The following is an 18,674-nucleotide window of genomic DNA, read 5'->3' as shown; positions in this document are numbered from 1 at the left end:
GGTATTTGGCAGCAATAGTGGCTTTGATGCCCAAATCAACCTCTCATCCTTGGATGGCAGCGACGGCTTTGTGATTAACGGCATTACTGACCGTGACTACTCAGGCGGTTCTGTGAGCAGTGCGGGGGACATCAATGGCGATGGCTTCGATGATCTGATTATCGGGGCACTTCGTGCCGACCCCAACGGTCAGTCTGCGGCAGGGTCAAGCTACGTGGTGTTTGGCAGCAATAGTGGCTTTGATGCCCAATTCAACCTCTCATCCTTAGATGGCAGCAACGGCTTTGTGATTAACGGCATTGCTGCGTTTGACTTATCAGGTAGTTCTGTCAGCAGTGCGGGGGACATCAATGGCGACGGCTTCGACGACTTGATTATCGGTGCAATAGGTGCCGACCCCAACGGTCAGAATATTGCAGGGTCAAGCTACGTGGTCTTTGGCTTTCAAACTACGGCTACCACTAATGAAGATACTGCCGTTAACATCCTTGCTAGCAATATTCTACGTAGATACACAGATGTCGATGGCGATACCTTAACTATTAGTGACTTCACTAGCCCCACTAACGGCACATTGTCACTTAACGACAACAATACTCCAGACAACCCCGGTGACGACTTCTTCATTTACACCCCCGATGCCAACTTCAACGGCACTGACAGCTTCACTTTCACTGTCAGCGACGAGAATGGCGGTAGCATTACTAATACTTTCAACCTCAATGTCAAGCCCGTTAACAATGCACCCATTGCCGTCAATGATAGTCTGACTACTGGCTTTAATACTGCTGTAACCATCCTTGCTACTACTCTGCTGGCTAATGATAGTGACATCGATAGCAGTAACCTCAGCATTACTGGGGTTAGTGGTGCAACCAACGGCACTGCTGTGCTGAATGATAACGGCACTCCGGGCAACTCGACAGATGATTTCATCGTGTTTACCCCAATTAATGGGTTTAGTGGTAATGCCAATTTTAATTACACCATCAGTGATGGTAGCCTGACTAGTACTGCTAGAGTTGCGATCGCTGTTGGTGCTAATATCTCTGGCGGTGCCGGCAACGATAACATCTCTGCTGGCGAGGGTAACGATAACATCTCTGGCGGTGCCGGCAACGATACGATTGCTGGCAATGGAGGCGACGATACCATCTCTGGTGGTGCCGGCAGTGATAACATCTCCGGTGGCAATGGCAATGACTTGTTGCTTGGTGGCAATGGCAATGACACGATTGCTGGCAATGGGGGCAACGATAACATCTCCGGTGGCAATGGTAATGACCTCTTGCTTGGTGGCAATGGCAACGATACGATTGCTGGCAATGGGGGCAACGATACTATCTCCGGTGGCAATGGCAACGATACTTTTGTCTTCCGCCTTGGTGATGGAAATGACACTATCGCCGATTTTACTGGCACAGGAATTGGTTCAAATCCATCAGCAGATGTGATTAGCCAACTGGATACGTTGCAATTTATTGGTAGTGGTTTAACTGCCCGAAATCTGCAATTAACTCAAAATGGTGATAACTTAGAACTCACTTTTTTGGATGCGGCTTCTACGAAAGTTACCTTGCAAAACTTCCAATTAGAAAACCTGGATAACTTACCAACAACTGGTAATATCCTGTTTGATGGACAAACCAGTGTAACTGACAGTTTTGATGTCTTCAATGCCAATTCCACTCAAACTAATCTCTTTAACAAGAACACAGTTACTTTCCTCAATGACCTTAACAATAATATTGCGGGTTTTAATAACTCCAATGATGTAATTAATGGTCAAGGGGGTAACGATATCATTAATGGTAATAGTGGCGATGACCTTTTGCGGGGCGGTTCAGGCGATGATATTCTCATCGGTGGAGAAGGCAATGATACTCTTGTGGGTGGCAGAGGCAATGATATTCTCATCGGTGGTGTAGGTGCTGACTTTTTCCTTTACAACAGCAATGCTGTTGGTATTGATACGATCGCTGATTTCAATAGTTCTGAAGGTGACAAAATTGTTCTGGATAAGACTACCTTTAGTGCGTTCCCGCTTCGGGTTGCCGTAGGCATCGCTTCTGCTCCGGGAACAGGTTTCAGTAATACCAATGATTTTCAAATCACTTCTTCAGCAGCGGCTAGCACGGCAAAAATTGTCTACGATTCTGTGAGTGGGCAATTGTTCTACAACCAAAATGGCAGCGCGGCTGGTTTTGGCAGTGGTGGTCTATTTGCAACTTTAACTGGTGCGCCAACTCTCACGGCATCAGATTTTATGTTGCAGGCATAGTCCGATAACTCTTATCAAATCACTTGCAATTCATCTACCATACCTAAAAAGTACAGTGGATGAATTGCCGTGTTAGTTGAAGGAGGCAGGAGGCAGGAGGCAGGAGGCAGGAGGCAGAAGGCAGGAGGCAGGAGGCAGGAGGCAGGAGGCAGAAGGCAGGAGGCAGAAGGCAGGAGGCAGGAGGCAGAAGGTTTTACCTCAGTTGGGGATTCAAACCCCTCCTGAAAAAGAGCCTCCAAATTTTCATACTCCCTATGGTCGCGGGCTGTTACAGATAGCGCAGCGATAGCTCAGGAGAGGAGCGTCGGGCAGTTTTCCTCTACTCTTGACTGCCCGACGCTCGCAGACTCGCTAACGCTGCGCTATCTGCCTCGAACATCCTCGGTAATTCCACAACTTCTAACTGTAGGTTGGTTAATGATACAACCTCACGAATTATGATTAGTTTATGAATTCAAAGAGGGTGTTATCAAAAGTTCTTCTAGCGAATCTGTTCAAGAAGACCTAGCTGATGGGGTAACTTCGGAAGTTCATACAGAATCTAGCCATCAGCAGGAAAATAGAACACAATCAGAAACATTATCACCTTTGACAGCCGCCGCAATCAAGCGGGTAAAGGAGGGTGTAGCGGCGGCTAGCGATCGCGCTGTTCGTCAAATTATCGAAAAAACTCTCAATCACCTAGAAGCTATTAATCAGGGGCATTCCGAACCCAAAGCTAGCTCTGGGCTGCGTCGTTTTGTAATGCGATCGCTCATCCATTCCTTTTTCAAGGTACGGGTAGAACACCTCGAAAGAATACCTCAGCAAGCTGCAATCTTGGCTGTCAACCATCTCCACCACATCGATCCCTTACTCCTCCTAGGCGAACTTCCCACCCAACCTTACTATTACATCCTGGGTGATGCTCGTACTCTCTATAACAAGTGCTGGAAACGCTTCATTCTCGATTTTGCAGGGGGCGTTATTCCTTTGGAACGGGTGTGGAAAGAAGAAATTGCTGTCATGGAAGCGGCTAAAGCAGGAAAGCAAGATTTAGTTGAGTTAGCCGCAGCAATTAAACAGACAGTACCCACAGGTGAAGACATACATACACTGCGACAAATAGACCGGATTATTCTGGCAATTTTGACTCGTGGGGATGGGATGATTCTCTTTCCCGAAGGACGACTAGGAACTACTGAGGCTCAGTTGCATCTCCCCTTGAAGCGCGGGACTGTGATTTATGCCTTGCGGGCTGGTGTACCGATTATTCCAGTTGCGCTGATTGGAACTCATGACCTCTATTTGGGAAAAGAGTTAACAATTCGGGTAGGTGAACCGTTACACTTTGCCCAAACAACCAGACCAAAACGCCAGGAAGTTGACCTAGCTTTAGAAAAATTGCAGAATGCGATGCTGGCTTTGTTGCCAACTGACTATCAAGAACCAACAGGATTAAAGCTGTTACGTTATTTCCTCAATCATATATTGTGGTGAGGGATTATTGTTCTAAAAAGTTTGTAACTTTGAAATTTGATGTCCCCTCCCAACAGTGGTTTAAAAATGCATTTACTTGAGCATCTGCGGAATCAACCGATTCCCTAGAAGCGTTAAATTGTACTGCTGTCACAATGTACTCAAAGATAATTACAAACTGCTTTTGGGGTGAAATTCTTTCGACTACAATTGTTTCACCTATCTTAGGGATTTGAGGCACATTTACCACAAATGTCTCAATTTTTGGTTTATCTAATGGATTTTTGAAATTGAAGTATTTACAGTAAACAATAATTTTCACTTAGACAACCACCAATAACATTATAGATATTGAACCTCACATGACTAAAAGTCACGCTCAACATAAAATGCTTAACTCATGAATACAAGTCACGAGTGTACGGCTTGTAGACATCAAAGTTATCCTTAAATTGAAAAATTGTTACTATTATAATAGGTTATTAAAAAATATCTACCAGCTTATAGCAATTATCCAAAATTAGGCTACAGATATAAACCTGGAAACCCAGATTAAATCTGACGAGTCTTAATTACGAATTACGAATTACGAATTAGTATTATTTTCCCTGCCATAGCTGTCGCAACGACTGAAAAATATTTACAAATTTCTCTTCTAGCCAGAGCATAACATAATCAAGCCATTCTAGAAGTTGCTCTAAGGGATGCTTCTCATACCCATTTGAAGTTGCTTTAATTTCTATCCAGTCTGGCTGTGCTTCAACTTGACTACTTTGGTGAAATTGCTGTTTTAAAATTTCCCCTTTCTTACTCTCGCTTTTAGTTTGAGAAATGCGAGCTTCGGTTTGTTTTGCAGAGGCGACTTTTCCAGATGCTTTTTGACTGGAAACGAGATTATTAGTTGTTTGTTTTCTTCGCACTGAGCCAGAGCCGACTTTAGGCTGTTTTACACTCAAATTCTTTTGTGGAAAATGCCCTACGGATAAACTTGATGCTAAAGCAGGATTTGTCTTTTGAGAAAGTGTAACCGAGTTTTCAGCAACGGTTTCGGTGTTACCAAATAAATCATTCCACGTTAGCCAAGGATCATCTGTTAAATCCTGATTCTCTAATTGAGGGCTTTTGGATAAAGCTTTTCTAATGGGTAATGAGAATAGCTTACCTGGTAATCTCTCATCACTGGTTGTTGGCTCAAGTGTTTTTCTACTACCAACACCAAAAAAGTAATTAAGCGCCGCCTCAATCAAAGCCTGAAGATTCAGTGTATGAGTTTCCAAACCATCAGCATTGGGTGCAATTTCTCCCCTATCAGCTAATTGCTCTTTGCCATAAAGAAATATGTTTAACTGAGTTTGAGCAACTTGAACAATTTCCTGACTACGTTCTTGCGCTGGGACGAAAGCATTTGATTCCAACTTAGCAACAGCTATATCTAAAAATGCTAATAACTTCTCTGTATTAAGTAAATCTTTTGGTATACCCTCAGAGGATGTTTGAAAAGTCCTCTTGTCGGTATCAAAAACTTTAGATCCCCCTAAATCCCCCTTTTTAAGGGGGACTTTGATTCCGGTTCCCCCCTTTTTTAGGGGGGATCTAAAAGTGCTTAAAGTCACAGCAGACAACTTTTCAAACAACCTCTCAGCTAAAACTGGAATTTTTGCTGTATTTCCATCAGTTAGTTTTGCTAATAAATGGTCAATTTGTGGTAATAGCTGCGTTTCTTTTTTAGCGATAATCAACCGCCTTCGCGCAGCGTCTTGTAGAGAAGACTGCCAATACTTAGCAACTTCGTTAATAATTCGGTCTTCTAATTTTGTCTGCTGTTGGGGTGTTAAAATATCTAAAATTTCATTATCGGCACTAACAAGTACTAAATTCCGATTCATCAAATTTGTGGCAATTCCTCGCACTATTGGAAGATGCTGTTGTAGGCGATTTTCCAATTGTGAAGGGTTGAGACTTCTGGCTTGATTCTCTGTAATATTTGATGATTGAGTAATATTAGAGCCATGATTAACGAATTTCAGCCGAAAAACTCCCAATGAAGCCAAGAGATTGAAATGTTCAGATGTTTTCGTAGGAGTGGAAGCGGGTTCATCTGATGACAGATAATTGACTGCCTCTAATACATTTTGAATCGGAGTATCAGCATTTGGCAGAGTTTCTGGCTGGAAATCGGTATCATTTGGTTGTAACTTTAGTCTAGTTTGTGGTTCTTTAGTGTGTAGCGTTTTCCCAGACGATTCCGATGACTGAAACAGTAGATACACTGGATAAAGTAGTGTCTCGACACCCCACTTAGTAGCAACTTGCAAATGCCGAAAGGTGTGTTCCCACTGTTGTGTCACCCGCCGAGATTGCTGATGGACAAAGTTAAATAGTCTGCTTTGATAACGTCCAGAGGAACCAGAAGACATAGTAGTAATTTTTTAGTTCAAGTCTTGTTAAGTTGTGAGACTCGCGCCAAACAATAAAAACGACCAACACCTCATTTTAGCGAATATATGACCCCGACTGTCTCTCAATCCCAAACCAAATCCATCTCACAAGCAATTGAGCAATTGCGCTCTTTTTGTCAAGTTAATCTTCAGTCTACTTGGCTGTATCAGGAATCTGACCTGATTATTACTGATGTTGTAGCTGCTGATTTGTCTCATTGGCAACCTGTCGAGTTGAATGCTAAAGAACATATCGCTTGGACAGGGGGGAAAAAAGTGCTATGGCTAGTGCAAAGATTGGTAGTTCCCCAAGATTTACAGGGTTATTCCTTAGCTGGGTTATCTTTGCGGCTGGCGCTGCTTTGGTGGGCGGATTCTGCTGAGATTTATGTAAATGGGGAGTTAGTGCTGGAGGGTGATTTATTTGATTGTTCGCCGAGAGTGCTTCTCAGTCAGGGGGTGACGGTAGGGGAAGAATTCACTGTGGCTTTGCGGTTAGTGAGTCCGGGACATTGTGATGGTGCTTTAGTGCGATCGCTCCTAGTTTACGAGTCTACTGTTGATGATAATCCCGATCCGGGCTTTGTGGCTGATGAATTAGCTGTGGTGCAGCTTTATTTGGAAAAGTTTGCGCCGGAAAAGTTAGATGTTTTGGCGACGATGGTGGCGGAGATTACGAACCCCAGAGGCGCAGAGGACACGGAGGAGAAGGAAGAGTTAGTAAAATCGTTTTTATCTCTACGCCAAAATTTAATTCAATCCAAAATCGTTCGACTGAGCGAAGTCGAAGTCCAAAATCCAAAATCTAAAATTTTCTTATTGGGTCATGCTCACTTAGATTTAGCATGGCTATGGCCTGTGAGTGAAACTTGGAATGCAGCGCAAAACACTTTTGAATCGGTTCTGAAGTTACAAGCAGATTTTCCTGAGTTAATTTTCTGTCATTCGACTCCCGCACTTTATGCGTGGATTGAAGAACATCGCCCGGATTTGTTTCAAGCGATTCAAGCACAGGTAGCCGCCGGACGTTGGGAAGTTGTCGGCGGGATGTGGGTGGAACCAGAACTCAACCTAATTTCTGGTGAATCAATAGTCCGTCAGCTATTGTATGGTCAACGCTACATCCAAGAAAAATTTGGCAAGATTTCAGCTATAGTCTGGGTTCCAGATACTTTTGGTTTTTGTGCAACTTTACCGCAGTTTTTCGCGAATGCCGGAATTGAATATTTTGTGACGCAGAAGTTGCGGTGGAATGATACTACCAAATTTGATTATGGGGCTTTTTGGTGGCGATCGCCTGACGGTAGTGAAGTCTTTAGTTTGATGTCTGCACCCATCGGTGAAAGCATTGATCCAGTTAAAATGGCATCCTATGCTCTTGAATGGCAAACCCAAACTGGTTTATCAGAATCCCTCTGGCTTCCCGGTGTCGGCGACCACGGCGGCGGCCCCACCCGTGATATGTTAGAAACCGCCCAACGCTGGCAAAATTCGCCTTTCTTCCCAGACTTAGAATTCACGACAGCTGAAAAGTATTTACAGAAGATTAGTAGTCAGTTAACTTCACAATCCAAAATCCAAAATCCAAAATCCAAAATTCAAAGCCCCACCTGGAATGACGAACTATACTTAGAATTCCATCGCGGTTGCTACACTACCCACGCAGATCAAAAACGCTGGAATCGGCGTTGTGAAAATTTATTGTATGAAGCTGAACTATTTGCTACCTTGGCAACTGTAAGCTGTGGCGTGACATATCCCAAAGCGGAAATCGAAGCAGCTTGGAAGCAGGTGTTATTTCAACAGTTTCACGATATTTTACCTGGTTCTTCAATTACCCAAGTTTACACAGATGCGTTGCCCCAGTGGCAGCAAGTGGAACAAGTAGGAACGAAGATATTACAAGAATCACTTTTAGCGATCGCATCTCACGTTACTCTATCAGAACCACCAAAACCCGATAGTTTGCCTATTTTCGTTTTCAATTCTCTCAACTGGCAACGTTCTGAGGTAGTCTCTGTAGTTTTACCCACACCAGAAGAATGGCAGATTTACGATACTTCAGGAAAGCAGCTTGTCTCCCAATTCTCTGAACCATCAACCCTACAATTTCTCGCCACCGAAATTCCACCCGTTGGCTACCGCATATTTTGGCTTTCTCCCCCATCCTCCTCATCCCCCTCATCCCCCCCACTCCTCCCAGACTGGATTTTAGAAAATGAATTCCTACGAGTTGTTATAGATCCTGATACTGGAGATTTATCAAGTGTTTTTGATAAAACTTATCAACGAGAAGTTTTGAGTGGGGCGGGGAATCAACTACAAGCTTTTAAAGACAGTGGTCAATATTGGGATGCTTGGAATATAGATCCCAATTATGCTCAACATCCTTTACCCTCAACAAATCTTCAATCTATTCAGTGGTTAGAACCAGGCCCAGTGCAAAGTCGTGTGCGCGTGGTGCGTCAGTTGGGTGAATCGGAATTTTGCCAAGACTATATTCTGCAAGCTGGTTCACCTCTGCTAAAGATAGCTACTACCGTCAATTGGCAAGAAAATCATGTATTAGTGAAAGCTGCTTTTCCTCTAAATATCGAAGCAGACTTTGCTACTTATGAAATTCCCTGTAGCGCGATTCGCCGCCCAACTAAACCGCAAACCCCCGCAGAACATGCAAAATGGGAAGTCCCCGCTTTGCGTTGGGCTGATTTGACAGCAGAAAATATAATCCAAAATCCAAAATCTAAAATCCAAAATTCTTATGGTGTCAGTTTACTGAATGATTGTAAATACGGTTACGACAGCAAGCCAAATCAACTCCGTTTGACACTGCTACGCAGTTCTAATTGGCCAGACTCACAGGCTGATAGAGGTTTTCACGAGTTCACATATACCTTGTATCCTCACGCTGGTAGCTGGGAATCAGCCCATACGGTACGGCGTGGCTATGAATTGAATATCCCGTTGCAAGTGATATTAAATCCACTCACAACTCAAAATTTAGCACTGACTCAACGCCCCGTTACCGCTAACAGCACTATAAAAGGGGTGAGTTTCCTAGATTTATCCGCTGAGAATTTAATCTTGATGGCCTTGAAGCCATCAGAGGATGGCCCACAGCAGTTAATTCTGCGGTGTTATGAATGTCATGGAGAAACAGCCGAGTTATCTTTGCAAAGTGATTTAGGGTTGAATCTAGGAGAAACAGTAGATTTATTAGAGCGTTCCTCCAGCACTGAATTCTCATCTGGGCAACAAATCTTGACGATACAGCCTTGGAAAATCGCCAGCTTCAAGGTGATACCAGCGAAAAATAATTCGTAATTCGTAATTCGTAATTCAGGAATGAGAATTAAATAACATCGACTTTTGTAGGTTGGGTTGAGGCACGAAACCCAACCTACACAGGTTATTAAATCCACAATCCTAAGTTTTGCAATGGGGATTTTAACCCCAACACAAAACTTGTCGGGATTTAGAAGCGAGAGACTTAGACCCCTCACAAATGTTAATTCCAATAGGCTGGAGTGAGCCACTATTACTGTGTCAGTGGTCAGTTGTGGTTTTTCAATGACCAATGACCAATGACTAATGACTAATGACCAATGACCATTTTAATCTTCATGGTCATCAAACGGATCGTTCAATTCCTTGCTAGGAGGGCCAAAGGAGGTATAAATTGAAATTCCGGTGATGGCAACCACCACGGCAGCCATAGAAATGCTAAGAACTATTGCGGGTTCCATAATTGAGAGATTGATTATGAGTGCTATTCTTATAGAATATTACAGAAGATTAAAAAAAGCTTTGGCAAGTAATCTTAGGTGAACTATGGCACAAAGGACTAGGTTGGGAGATATCCTGAAACCACTTAACTCTGAGTATGGGAAAGTGGCTCCAGGTTGGGGTACTACCCCGGTGATGGCTGTTTTTATTCTGCTATTTTTCGTATTTCTGCTGATTATTCTGCAACTTTACAATCAATCACTGTTGGTTCAGGATGTATTTGTCGATTGGCGCAGTTTAGGACGCTAACGGATAGACAGCTATCAAGTTTGGATAACAAGTTAAGTTACACCCGGTTTATCCGGGTTTTTTTGTGAGTTGTGATTTGCTACTGGGCAAGAATTCAGCGAATGTAGGGCTGGGTTCAATACAGTTCAGATAAGCCCAAAACACTTGTAGAGACGGCGATTCATCGCGTCTTCAAAGACAAATTATCTACACCACTAACCTTAACTGAACCGTATTGGGGCTGGGTTGAGTAGCTTGGTAGGTGTGAACCGAAAAGTTGCTCAACTCTCTATACTATTCGATTAAGGCAAGAGACGCGATAAATCGCCGTCTCTACAAATGAAATTGTTTGCTCAGGTGTTGAGTCACTCAAATTCTGGTGGTCATATTTCTGCGATCGCTAATTCCCAACCTGGAAGTAATTCTGGTATTGTCAGTTTGTCGTTATTTGTTAAAACTACTGGTTCAAGGTTAGGGCGATAAACTGTTACTAAAAATTTATCAGGGTCAATGAGAATACCCACTGTATATCCAAGTTCTAGGAATAGCGTAATAAAGCATCACTCGCTCGTGGGGCGTTAGCGTAGCTCGCCGCAGGCATCGCTTTCTATGATAGGCGATTATTGAGTAGACTACATAATAATATGTGAGTTTCTGTAGTAGTTCCATAGTTTACAGGAGACAAAAATGAATATATTCGGTATCGGTCTGCCAGAAATGGGTGTAATTATGGTAGTGGCGCTGTTAATCTTTGGCCCCAAAAAGCTACCAGAAATTGGTCGGAGTGTGGGCAAAACAATTCGTAGCTTCCAAGAAGCTTCTAAGGAGTTTCAAAGCGAGTTTCAAAAAGAAGCAGAACAATTAGAAGAAGTTGTCAAGACTACTGCTGAATTGGAACCTAAGCAAATCTACCCTGCTAAATCTGAGCAGGATACCGCTAGTTCTTCTCAACCTAGCTAGGAGAACATACGAATTTTGGATTTTGGATTTTGGATCTTAGATTGTTTTGCGGTTTAGAGCAACGTCTTTGGTGAACGTAACAAATCCAAAAAACGCTAGTTCCGACGCTGCACTATCGTCAATCTAAAATCACTAAACCTTGTACCCTTGCGGTCTGTTTCAATCCAAAATCTAAAATCTAAAATCTAAAATTGATTGACTGTAGGCAAAATGACAGAAGCAGTTACGCAACCAGCTTTGGTGATTCCCCAGCTAATTGTTGGATTGGGGAATCCAGAAGCTAAGTATGACCAAACACGCCATAATATCGGCTTTGCTGCTGTAGAAACTCTTTCCCGTTCTTGGCGCATTTCCTTAGCAGAAAATCGCAAGTTTCAGGGTGAGTATGGCGAGGGTATAGCCCCAGGTGGAGGTAAGATTCGCTTACTAAAGCCGTTAACTTATATGAATCGCTCAGGACAAGCAATCCAAGCGGTGACAAATTGGTATAAATTGCCGCCTGAGTCAGTGCTGATAATTTATGACGATATGGATTTGCCTTTGGGAAAAACTCGTCTGCGCTTATCTGGTTCAGCTGGCGGACATAACGGTATGAAAAGTGCGATCGCACATCTTAGTACCCAAAACTTTCCCCGTTTGCGAATCGGTATTGGTAAACCCAAAGGTGCAGCTGATAACGATGATTCCGGTGCTATCTCCCATGTACTGGGGCGATTTTCCTCCGTGGAGAATCAGCAGATGTCTCTTGTACTTCAGTTCGTGGTTGAGTGTCTTGAACTAAGCCTCAAGCAGGGAGTAGAAAAGGCGATGAATGTTTGTAATAGCCGCACCATTAATAATTCTGAGTCTTAGGGTTAGATGAATACTGCCCTATCAGCTTGCGAAAGGAAGCTAACCGATGTTTAAAGGCGCTTATTTTGGTTGATGGGTAGCGCTTTTAGCTTCTTCCATCCAACCAAGAGAAAGCCCTTAACCTTCTCTATGCTTAGGAAAAGCGACTCATCTATACCCTAATTGTTGGTGCGGCATAGTTTTCTTATAGGTTTTATTTAAAACGTCTGGTTCGTCTAGCTGCTACTGCCTTACGTTTGCGTTTTTCTATCGGTGTTTCAAAGTGCCGATGATATTTCACATCAGCTAATATCCCAGCTTTGGAAACCTGGCGTTTAAACCGACGCAAAGCTGAGTCTATTCCTTCGTTCTCTCCTAGAACCACCTGGGTCATTCTTGACTTTTCCTCATCATCAATAGTTTCCATTCTAATATTACCCTCAGCCTTAGTAAAACACCCTGAGTGAAAGTCATCGTTAAGAGGCTATTCGTCCATTTGACACTCGTTATGTGTGCTTCTTGATCGTGAAATCGACACTTAAGCAAAAGTTAATTTAAGCGCTCTAAGAGGATGTTTGAACAGTCCTCTTGTCGGTATCAAAAATTTTAGATCCCCCCTAACCCCCCTTAAAAAGGGGGGAACCAGAATTAAAGTCCCCCTTTTTAAGGGGGATTTAGGGGGATCTAAAAGTGATTAAAGTCACAGCGAAACACTTTTCAAACAACCTCTAATATAGTCTCAGCAACATTAGAGCCGATGATAAAATCATAATGTCAAATTTTACTGACTGTAATATGATCTGGTGATAAATGTAGTTTTGGATACTATAATAAACCTCAATTATTCGTAATAAAAAAATTCCCAACTTCTTTGATAAATTGGGAACCTATGAATTTTAACTTTCACTAATTAAATAGGATTGCTATAGTAAATATGAAAAAAGATGATTATGTTTGCAAATTTCAAAAGTTGATTCTACCCTCATTAAATAATTTATATCCGGCTGCCAATGAGGCGAAAGCAACAAATAAGTTCCATAAGCTAGTTGATCTGAAAATTACTCCACCACTCAAGAAAACTAGTACTATGCCAATACCTAACAAAATCCATCCCAACTGACTAGCTTCTCTGCGAAAAAACACCAATGTAAACACACCTGACATAATTGCTAATACGGAAACTGTAGCTGGTAATCGTCTCGAAAAAGGTATATAGTAACCGCTAACAAATATAATGTTTTGACCAAAAAAGTATAAACCTGTGAAAAGTAGAATTAAACCTATAACTTTGATTAACAATCTGCCCATAATATTTTTACATTTTTAATGGTTGAAGCCAATTTTAACCCGATTTATAGTGGAGTTTTTAAATTACTCCTAAATTTTACGTTAAGTTAATTAAATTTAAGTGAATATACTGGATGTAAATCCAGTCCGTCTGAAGATATCAGTACGAGTAACCTTAATTACATCAAGTAGTCCTTGCCAGGGTGTAATCAAGGTGCTTTAATAGCGATGTCTGACGACAAGAAGCACAGCTTCTACGCATTCTGCAAAACAATCTTACTTAACAGAATGCATACAAGACGCGCAGTGACTCGACATCGCTGCTGGTGTTGATAAAATTACAGACTCAAAACATAAAACTCAAAGATATGACAAGCTAGTACCATATCTTTGACACTAAATTCTCCCCAAAGCTGAATAGGAGCATACATGGAGCCAATTATTGCTATAGTTTTAGCCCTTATAGGTTATGCATTAGGTTCTGCAAAACTGATTAATCAAGGAAATGAAGCCCTAGTCGAACGCTTGGGGCGGTATCATCGGAAACTTAAGCCGGGGCTGAACTTTATCGTTCCCTTGGTAGATCAAGTTGTGATGGAAGATACTACACGAGAGCAAATTTTAGACATCAAACCTCAAAATGTGATCACCCAAGATAATATTTATGTGGAAGTGGACGCTGTTGTGTATTGGCGCATCAGAGATATTGAGAAAAGCTTTTATGCGATTGAGGATCTGCAAGGGGCACTAACACAGTTAACTACAACCACACTTCGGGAAATCATTGCCCAGAACACCCTAGAGCAAACCAATGTCTCCAGATCGGAGATGGACTCAGCTATCTTAGACCAGTTGAATAATATAACGATAGATTGGGGAGTTGAAATTCTCCGGTTAGATATTCAGAGAATTACTCTACCTGAGAGTGTGCGAAAGTCTAGAGAAGAGGAGCAAGCCGCCGTCATCAAAAAAAGGGCGTTGATTACTGAAGCAGAAGGGGAAAAGGAAGCTGCCATTAAAAAAGCAGAAGGAACTATGGCTTCAGTGCAAATTATTTCTCAAGCTCTCCGTGCCAATCCTGACAGCAGGGATATTTTGCGGTATCTTGTAGCTCAAGATTACGTAGATGCTAGCCAAAAACTTGGTGAGAGCAATAATGCCAAAATTGTCTTTGTAGACCCAGCTAACTCAAGTGAAATGTTTCAGGAGTTGATAGCCGAGTCAGTAACTCAAGAAGGTAACGGCAAAAAAACCGAAGAACGGTAATAGCTAACAATCACGCTGTGTAGCTTGTCTCAATAGGGCATCGGCTACTAGTGAAACATCACGCATTTCTTGAACATCGTGAACTCGGAGGATATCAGCGCCATTAAAAATAGCAGCACAACAAGCTGCTGCCGTTCCCCAAACTCGTGCTTTGGGATCTGGTTGATTTAAAATGCGACCAATGAAACTTTTACGGGATGCTCCTACTAAAATAGGGCAGTTGAGTTTTGTTAGCGATCGCAAACCACCAAAAATTTCTAAATTTTGCTCGTAGTTTTTCGCAAAACCAATACCAGGATCAATAATAATTTTATCCAGGTCAATGCCCGCAGTGGTTGCTGCCTCAATTTGCCGACCCAAAAAACTATAAATCTCACCGAGCAAATCTTGATAATCAGTCTGTTGTTGCATTGTCTGTGGTGTTCCCCGGATGTGCATTAAAATCATCGGCACACCTAACTCTGCAACTGTTGGCAACATTTCTGAATCAAAAGTGCCACCAGAAATATCATTAATAATATCCGCTCCAGCTTCTACAGATGCCCTAGCTACAGCAGCACGAGTAGTATCTACAGAAATCGGGACTGAAATTTCTGGTCTTATGACTTTTAACACCGATAAAACCCGGTCAAGTTCCTCCGCCAGAGTTATTGGCTTTGCCCCTGGTCGAGTCGATTGACCGCCTACATCAATTATGTCAGCACCAGCAGCCACCAGTGCTTGCGCCTGTACTAAAGCAGCAGAGGTAGTATTAAACTCACCCCCATCACTAAAGCTATCAGGCGTCACATTCAAAATACCCATCAAATAAGTCCGCTGTCCCCAATCGAAACAGCATCCTCTAATTATCAAGTTTCTTGGCATACAACAGGAGTCAGAATTCAGGAGTCAGAATTCAGGAGTCAGAATTCAGGAGTCAGAATTCAGAATACTCCACGCCTGAAGGGATGGAGTATCAACTCTTGAAAAATATTTTAATTTTCTTTCGCCCACAAAGAGCAATCTTTTTAAGCAATTAGGACTTACGCACTGTAAAACTTAATCATGGTATGCATATATGAAAATGGGTCGTTTCAGCCTTTTATTAATCGTTCTTCGATGGTCATTGTAGGGGTTTAGCATTGCTAAACCCCTACGACAGACGTGCTTTTTCAAAGAATTCATATTTGGTATTTTCTGTCAATGCGTAAGTCCTAGCAATATTCATTACCCAGTCGTACAAAATTCAATTCTGAATTCTGAATTCTGACTACTGAGTTCTGAATTCTTTTTATCTACATTAGGCATTCCCATGCTCTGCATGGGAACGAAAAGAAGGCACATTACACTGACTGAAAATTCACAATCCGAGCGAAACTCTCAGCTTCTAAACTTGCTCCTCCCACTAAAACGCCATCAATTTCTGGTTGAGCCATGATTTCATCAATATTATTCGGCTTGACTGAGCCACCATATTGAATTGATACATTTGGATTAGTCAACTGGCTACGAATTAAGCCAATGATCCGATTAGCTTCCCCTGCTTCACAAGTTTCACCAGTACCAATTGCCCAAATTGGTTCGTAGGCAATTACCAAATTACTCTGATCAATATCTACCAAGCCTTTGTCGAGTTGGAGAGCAATCAGTGATTCAGTTTCTCCCGCATCTCGTTGTTGTTTAGTTTCCCCAACACAGAGAATTGGAGTCAAACCAAACCTTTGAGCAGTTCGGAGGCGCAGATTAACGGTGGCGTCCGTTTCACCAAAGTATTGCCGTCGTTCGCTATGACCGACAATCACAAAGCGCACACCACTTTCTGTCAGCATTGGGCCAGAAATCTCACCCGTATAGGCTCCATATTCTTCCCAGTGGACATTTTGCGCCCCCAGTTGGATGAGGCTACCGTGCAAAGTCTTGGACAAAACGCTTAAATCAGTGAAAGGAGGGCACAATATCACTTCTCGCCCTTGGGGGGTTTCCTCTAAGTGGGGCAGAAATCCTCGGAGAAACTCTTGGGTTTCTGCCTGGGTTTTGTACATTTTCCAGTTGCCGGCAATAACGATTTTCCGCACAGGTAATTTAGTCAAGATCCTAACGCGTTATATTAGATGCATTTTTCAGTTTATGACTTTTTGTTAGTCATTAGTCATTAGTCTCTGGGAATTGGGAATTGGGCATGGGGCATTGGGCATTGGGTAAAAATTATTCTTATCTTGTTCTCTTTACTCTCTTTGTCTCATCTCGCCAAAGCCTTGCTAAAAATAACTAGGATGGTAGAGGGGGTGTATCCAAAATCTAAAATCCAAAATCCAAAATCCAAAATTAATATGACTTCCACCTTGCCTATGCCTGAACCTCATCAAAGCGATTCCGCTAACACTGACCCAAATTCTCTCAGTTGGGAAGAAGAACTAGATAGTGCCATTTTCAGTTTTGAGGACATTCAAACAGAACTGAATTATAAACAAGCACAAACGGCGCTACGAAACTTGGTAGCCAATCTCGACCTCACTCCCCAAGAAAAAACCGGGTTAGAGACGGAAATTGCTGAGTTGGAAACCATGCTGGGAAAGTTAGACCGGATGGTGGTGCAGATTGCGGCTTTTGGCATGGTGGGACGTGGGAAGTCTTCGCTACTCAATTCTTTGGTTGGGCAAACAGTATTTGAAACTGGGCCGCTGCACGGTGTCACCCGTGCTGCACAAAGAGTTAATTGGAGTATTAGCGAGGAAATGATTGGGGAAACTGAACGTGCTTTGCGAGTCACTCTCCCTGGTGTAGGTCAATCGCAGGTGGAATTAATTGATACTCCTGGGTTGGATGAAGTAGATGGTGCAACCCGTGCCGCTTTAGCTGAACAGATTGCCAAACAAGCGGATTTGATTCTGTTTGTGATTTCTGGCGACATGACGAAGCTAGAATACACCGCCCTTTCTCAATTGCGGGAAGCAGGTAAACCGATCATTTTGGTGTTTAACAAAGTAGACCAATATCCAGAAGCAGACCGGATGGCAATTTATCACAAAATCCGGGATGAAAGGGTGCGGGAATTACTTACACCTTTAGAAATTGTCATGGCTGCGGCATCGCCATTGGTAAAGACGGCGATTCGTCGCCCTGATGGTACGAGGAGCATCCAGTTGCGTACAGGGAATGCCCAAATCGATGAACTGAAACTGAAAATTTTGGAAATTCTGCATCGTGAGGGTAAAGCCTTGGTTGCTCTTAATACCATGCTTTATGCAGATGTTGTCAATGAGCAATTGGTTGAGCGAAAACTGATGATTCGGGAGCAGAATGCCAATCAGTTGATTTGGAAGGCTGTAATGACTAAAGCATTAGCGATCGCACTTAATCCCGTAACTGTGGTAGATATTCTGAGTAGTGTGGTTATTGATATTGCTCTAATTTTGGGTTTATCTAAGCTCTATGGCTTCTCCATGACCGAAGCCGGCGCTGTACAATTGCTACAAAAAATTGCCCTGAGTATGGGCGGCATCGGTGCTAGTGAATTATTAGCAAATTTGGGCTTGAGTGGATTAAAAACTTTACTTGGAATCTCTGCAACAGCTACGGGTGGTATTGCGCTAGGCCCTTATCTATCGGTAGCAATCACCCAAGGGGGAGTTGCTGGTGTTTCTTCTTACGGAATTGGACAAGTTACCAAAGTTTATTTAGCCAATGGTGCAACTTGGGGGCCTGATGGGCCGAAAGCAGTGATTAATCGGATTTTGACAAATCTGGATGAGACTTCAATTCTCAACCGCATTAAAGATGAATTGCTCCACAAAGTAAAACTCAAAAAGTAATACCTATCCAATCTTTTCAGATAGCCTAAAAAGCCTACCTTTGGCTACGGGCGGGCAATACACCCACCCTAATTATGCAATTTACAGCTATTTTCAGGTAAATAGACCACGCGGTAGGGAACAATGCTCATTGGTGTCAACTTAACGCAAAAACTATGTCCCGCAAGGAACTGAAGTTCCAAGAATCATAGCGAAAGTCATCTTCAGATGACTAGATATCCCCAAAAATATTCAGTCTACTTCAGTAGACTTTGAGCTATGAGCCAGAGAATTCATTCTTTGGCGGGTTATGAAGCCCGCAGTAAAGCTATTTCTAGCTTAAGTTGACACCAATGAGCAATGCTGTGC

Annotated in this window: 15 protein-coding genes and 1 pseudogene; 8 read left to right on the top strand and 8 right to left on the bottom strand. The window is 42.6% G+C overall.

What is annotated here, in order from left to right; all coding sequences use genetic code 11:
* Window positions 1-2,281, top strand: a 2,281-nt coding sequence (locus tag RRG12_RS38795) for a cadherin-like domain-containing protein (protein WP_420762866.1), incomplete at its 5' end; no start/stop codon positions are given.
* A gap of 588 nt (window positions 2,282-2,869) precedes the next feature.
* Window positions 2,870-3,760, top strand: a complete 891-nt coding sequence (locus RRG12_RS38790) for a lysophospholipid acyltransferase family protein (protein ID WP_420762865.1) — start codon at window positions 2,870-2,872, stop codon at window positions 3,758-3,760.
* 4 nt (window positions 3,761-3,764) lie between these two features.
* Here RRG12_RS38790 and RRG12_RS38785 read toward each other — a convergent pair whose 3' ends face one another.
* Together RRG12_RS38785 and RRG12_RS38780 are read right to left on the bottom strand one after the other, a co-directional pair.
* Window positions 3,765-4,061, bottom strand: a complete 297-nt coding sequence (locus RRG12_RS38785; protein WP_069074296.1) for a hypothetical protein — start codon at window positions 4,059-4,061, stop codon at window positions 3,765-3,767.
* A gap of 277 nt (window positions 4,062-4,338) precedes the next feature.
* Window positions 4,339-6,156, bottom strand: coding sequence for a hypothetical protein (locus RRG12_RS38780; RefSeq protein ID WP_420762864.1), 1,818 nt, complete (start codon window positions 6,154-6,156; stop codon window positions 4,339-4,341).
* An 87-nt stretch (window positions 6,157-6,243) separates the two neighbouring features.
* Here RRG12_RS38780 and RRG12_RS38775 point away from each other — a divergent pair, with 87 nt between their 5' ends.
* On the top strand, window positions 6,244-9,501 hold the full coding sequence (locus RRG12_RS38775) for an alpha-mannosidase (RefSeq protein WP_420762863.1): 3,258 nt from the start codon (window positions 6,244-6,246) through the stop codon (window positions 9,499-9,501).
* A gap of 290 nt (window positions 9,502-9,791) precedes the next feature.
* Here the strand turns inward: RRG12_RS38775 and psbN are convergent, their stop codons facing one another.
* Window positions 9,792-9,923 (bottom strand): photosystem II reaction center protein PsbN, encoded by a 132-nt coding sequence (gene psbN / locus RRG12_RS38770; protein ID WP_012410654.1) that lies wholly within the window; start codon window positions 9,921-9,923, stop codon window positions 9,792-9,794.
* 85 nt (window positions 9,924-10,008) lie between these two features.
* Between psbN and psbH the strand changes: the two genes are divergently transcribed.
* Window positions 10,009-10,212 carry a photosystem II reaction center phosphoprotein PsbH gene (gene psbH, locus RRG12_RS38765; protein WP_069073047.1) on the top strand — a complete coding sequence of 68 codons (204 nt, stop codon included), beginning with the start codon at window positions 10,009-10,011 and terminating at the stop codon, window positions 10,210-10,212.
* A 362-nt stretch (window positions 10,213-10,574) separates the two neighbouring features.
* Here the strand turns inward: psbH and RRG12_RS38760 are convergent.
* Window positions 10,575-10,745: pseudogene (locus RRG12_RS38760) on the bottom strand (Uma2 family endonuclease); the annotation flags it as partial.
* A 133-nt stretch (window positions 10,746-10,878) separates the two neighbouring features.
* Here RRG12_RS38760 and RRG12_RS38755 point away from each other — a divergent pair.
* On the top strand, window positions 10,879-11,151 hold the full coding sequence (locus RRG12_RS38755; protein WP_069073044.1) for a TatA/E family twin arginine-targeting protein translocase: 273 nt from the start codon (window positions 10,879-10,881) through the stop codon (window positions 11,149-11,151).
* Between the two features lie 210 nt (window positions 11,152-11,361).
* Entirely contained in the window at window positions 11,362-12,003 is a 642-nt protein-coding gene (pth, locus tag RRG12_RS38750) for an aminoacyl-tRNA hydrolase (protein ID WP_420762862.1), read from the top strand.
* A gap of 193 nt (window positions 12,004-12,196) precedes the next feature.
* Here pth and rpsU read toward each other — a convergent pair whose 3' ends face one another.
* Together rpsU and RRG12_RS38740 are read right to left on the bottom strand one after the other, a co-directional pair.
* On the bottom strand, window positions 12,197-12,376 hold the full coding sequence (gene rpsU / locus RRG12_RS38745; protein ID WP_069073049.1) for a 30S ribosomal protein S21: 180 nt from the start codon (window positions 12,374-12,376) through the stop codon (window positions 12,197-12,199).
* A 569-nt stretch (window positions 12,377-12,945) separates the two neighbouring features.
* Window positions 12,946-13,290 (bottom strand): hypothetical protein, encoded by a 345-nt coding sequence (locus tag RRG12_RS38740; RefSeq protein ID WP_069073042.1) that lies wholly within the window; start codon window positions 13,288-13,290, stop codon window positions 12,946-12,948.
* Between the two features lie 408 nt (window positions 13,291-13,698).
* Here RRG12_RS38740 and RRG12_RS38735 point away from each other — a divergent pair, with 408 nt between their 5' ends.
* Window positions 13,699-14,535, top strand: a complete 837-nt coding sequence (locus RRG12_RS38735) for an SPFH domain-containing protein (protein WP_420762861.1) — start codon at window positions 13,699-13,701, stop codon at window positions 14,533-14,535.
* A 3-nt stretch (window positions 14,536-14,538) separates the two neighbouring features.
* Here RRG12_RS38735 and folP read toward each other — a convergent pair whose 3' ends face one another.
* Both folP and tpiA read right to left on the bottom strand, forming a co-directional pair.
* Window positions 14,539-15,399, bottom strand: coding sequence for a dihydropteroate synthase (gene folP, locus RRG12_RS38730; protein ID WP_420762860.1), 861 nt, complete (start codon window positions 15,397-15,399; stop codon window positions 14,539-14,541).
* A gap of 458 nt (window positions 15,400-15,857) precedes the next feature.
* Window positions 15,858-16,589 carry a triose-phosphate isomerase gene (gene tpiA / locus RRG12_RS38725; RefSeq protein WP_084227299.1) on the bottom strand — a complete coding sequence of 244 codons (732 nt, stop codon included), beginning with the start codon at window positions 16,587-16,589 and terminating at the stop codon, window positions 15,858-15,860.
* A 255-nt stretch (window positions 16,590-16,844) separates the two neighbouring features.
* On the opposite strand from tpiA, the gene RRG12_RS38720 reads away from it, so the two are divergent.
* Complete coding sequence (locus RRG12_RS38720) at window positions 16,845-18,326, top strand: GTP-binding protein (RefSeq protein WP_420762859.1); 1,482 nt, start codon at window positions 16,845-16,847, stop codon at window positions 18,324-18,326.
* Window positions 18,327-18,674: the final 348 nt, after the last annotated feature.

The sequence above is a fragment of the Nostoc sp. CALU 546 genome, assembly GCF_048836525.1.
Note: the sequence above shows the minus strand (reverse complement) of the source record. Positions and strands in the feature narration are given on the sequence as shown.

Bases quoted from the DNA above. Each gene is read 5' to 3' on its own strand.
- RRG12_RS38780 (WP_420762864.1), bottom strand. From the start codon at position 6,156: ATGTCTTCTGGTTCCTCTGGACGTTATCAAAGCAGACTATTTAACTTT.
- RRG12_RS38775 (WP_420762863.1), top strand. From the start codon at position 6,244: ATGACCCCGACTGTCTCTCAATCCCAAACCAAATCCATCTCACAAGCA.
- psbN (WP_012410654.1), bottom strand. From the start codon at position 9,923: ATGGAACCCGCAATAGTTCTTAGCATTTCTATGGCTGCCGTGGTGGTT.
- psbH (WP_069073047.1), top strand. From the start codon at position 10,009: ATGGCACAAAGGACTAGGTTGGGAGATATCCTGAAACCACTTAACTCT.
- RRG12_RS38755 (WP_069073044.1), top strand. From the start codon at position 10,879: ATGAATATATTCGGTATCGGTCTGCCAGAAATGGGTGTAATTATGGTA.
- pth (WP_420762862.1), top strand. From the start codon at position 11,362: ATGACAGAAGCAGTTACGCAACCAGCTTTGGTGATTCCCCAGCTAATT.
- rpsU (WP_069073049.1), bottom strand. From the start codon at position 12,376: ATGACCCAGGTGGTTCTAGGAGAGAACGAAGGAATAGACTCAGCTTTG.
- RRG12_RS38740 (WP_069073042.1), bottom strand. From the start codon at position 13,290: ATGGGCAGATTGTTAATCAAAGTTATAGGTTTAATTCTACTTTTCACA.
- RRG12_RS38735 (WP_420762861.1), top strand. From the start codon at position 13,699: ATGGAGCCAATTATTGCTATAGTTTTAGCCCTTATAGGTTATGCATTA.
- folP (WP_420762860.1), bottom strand. From the start codon at position 15,399: ATGCCAAGAAACTTGATAATTAGAGGATGCTGTTTCGATTGGGGACAG.
- RRG12_RS38720 (WP_420762859.1), top strand. From the start codon at position 16,845: ATGACTTCCACCTTGCCTATGCCTGAACCTCATCAAAGCGATTCCGCT.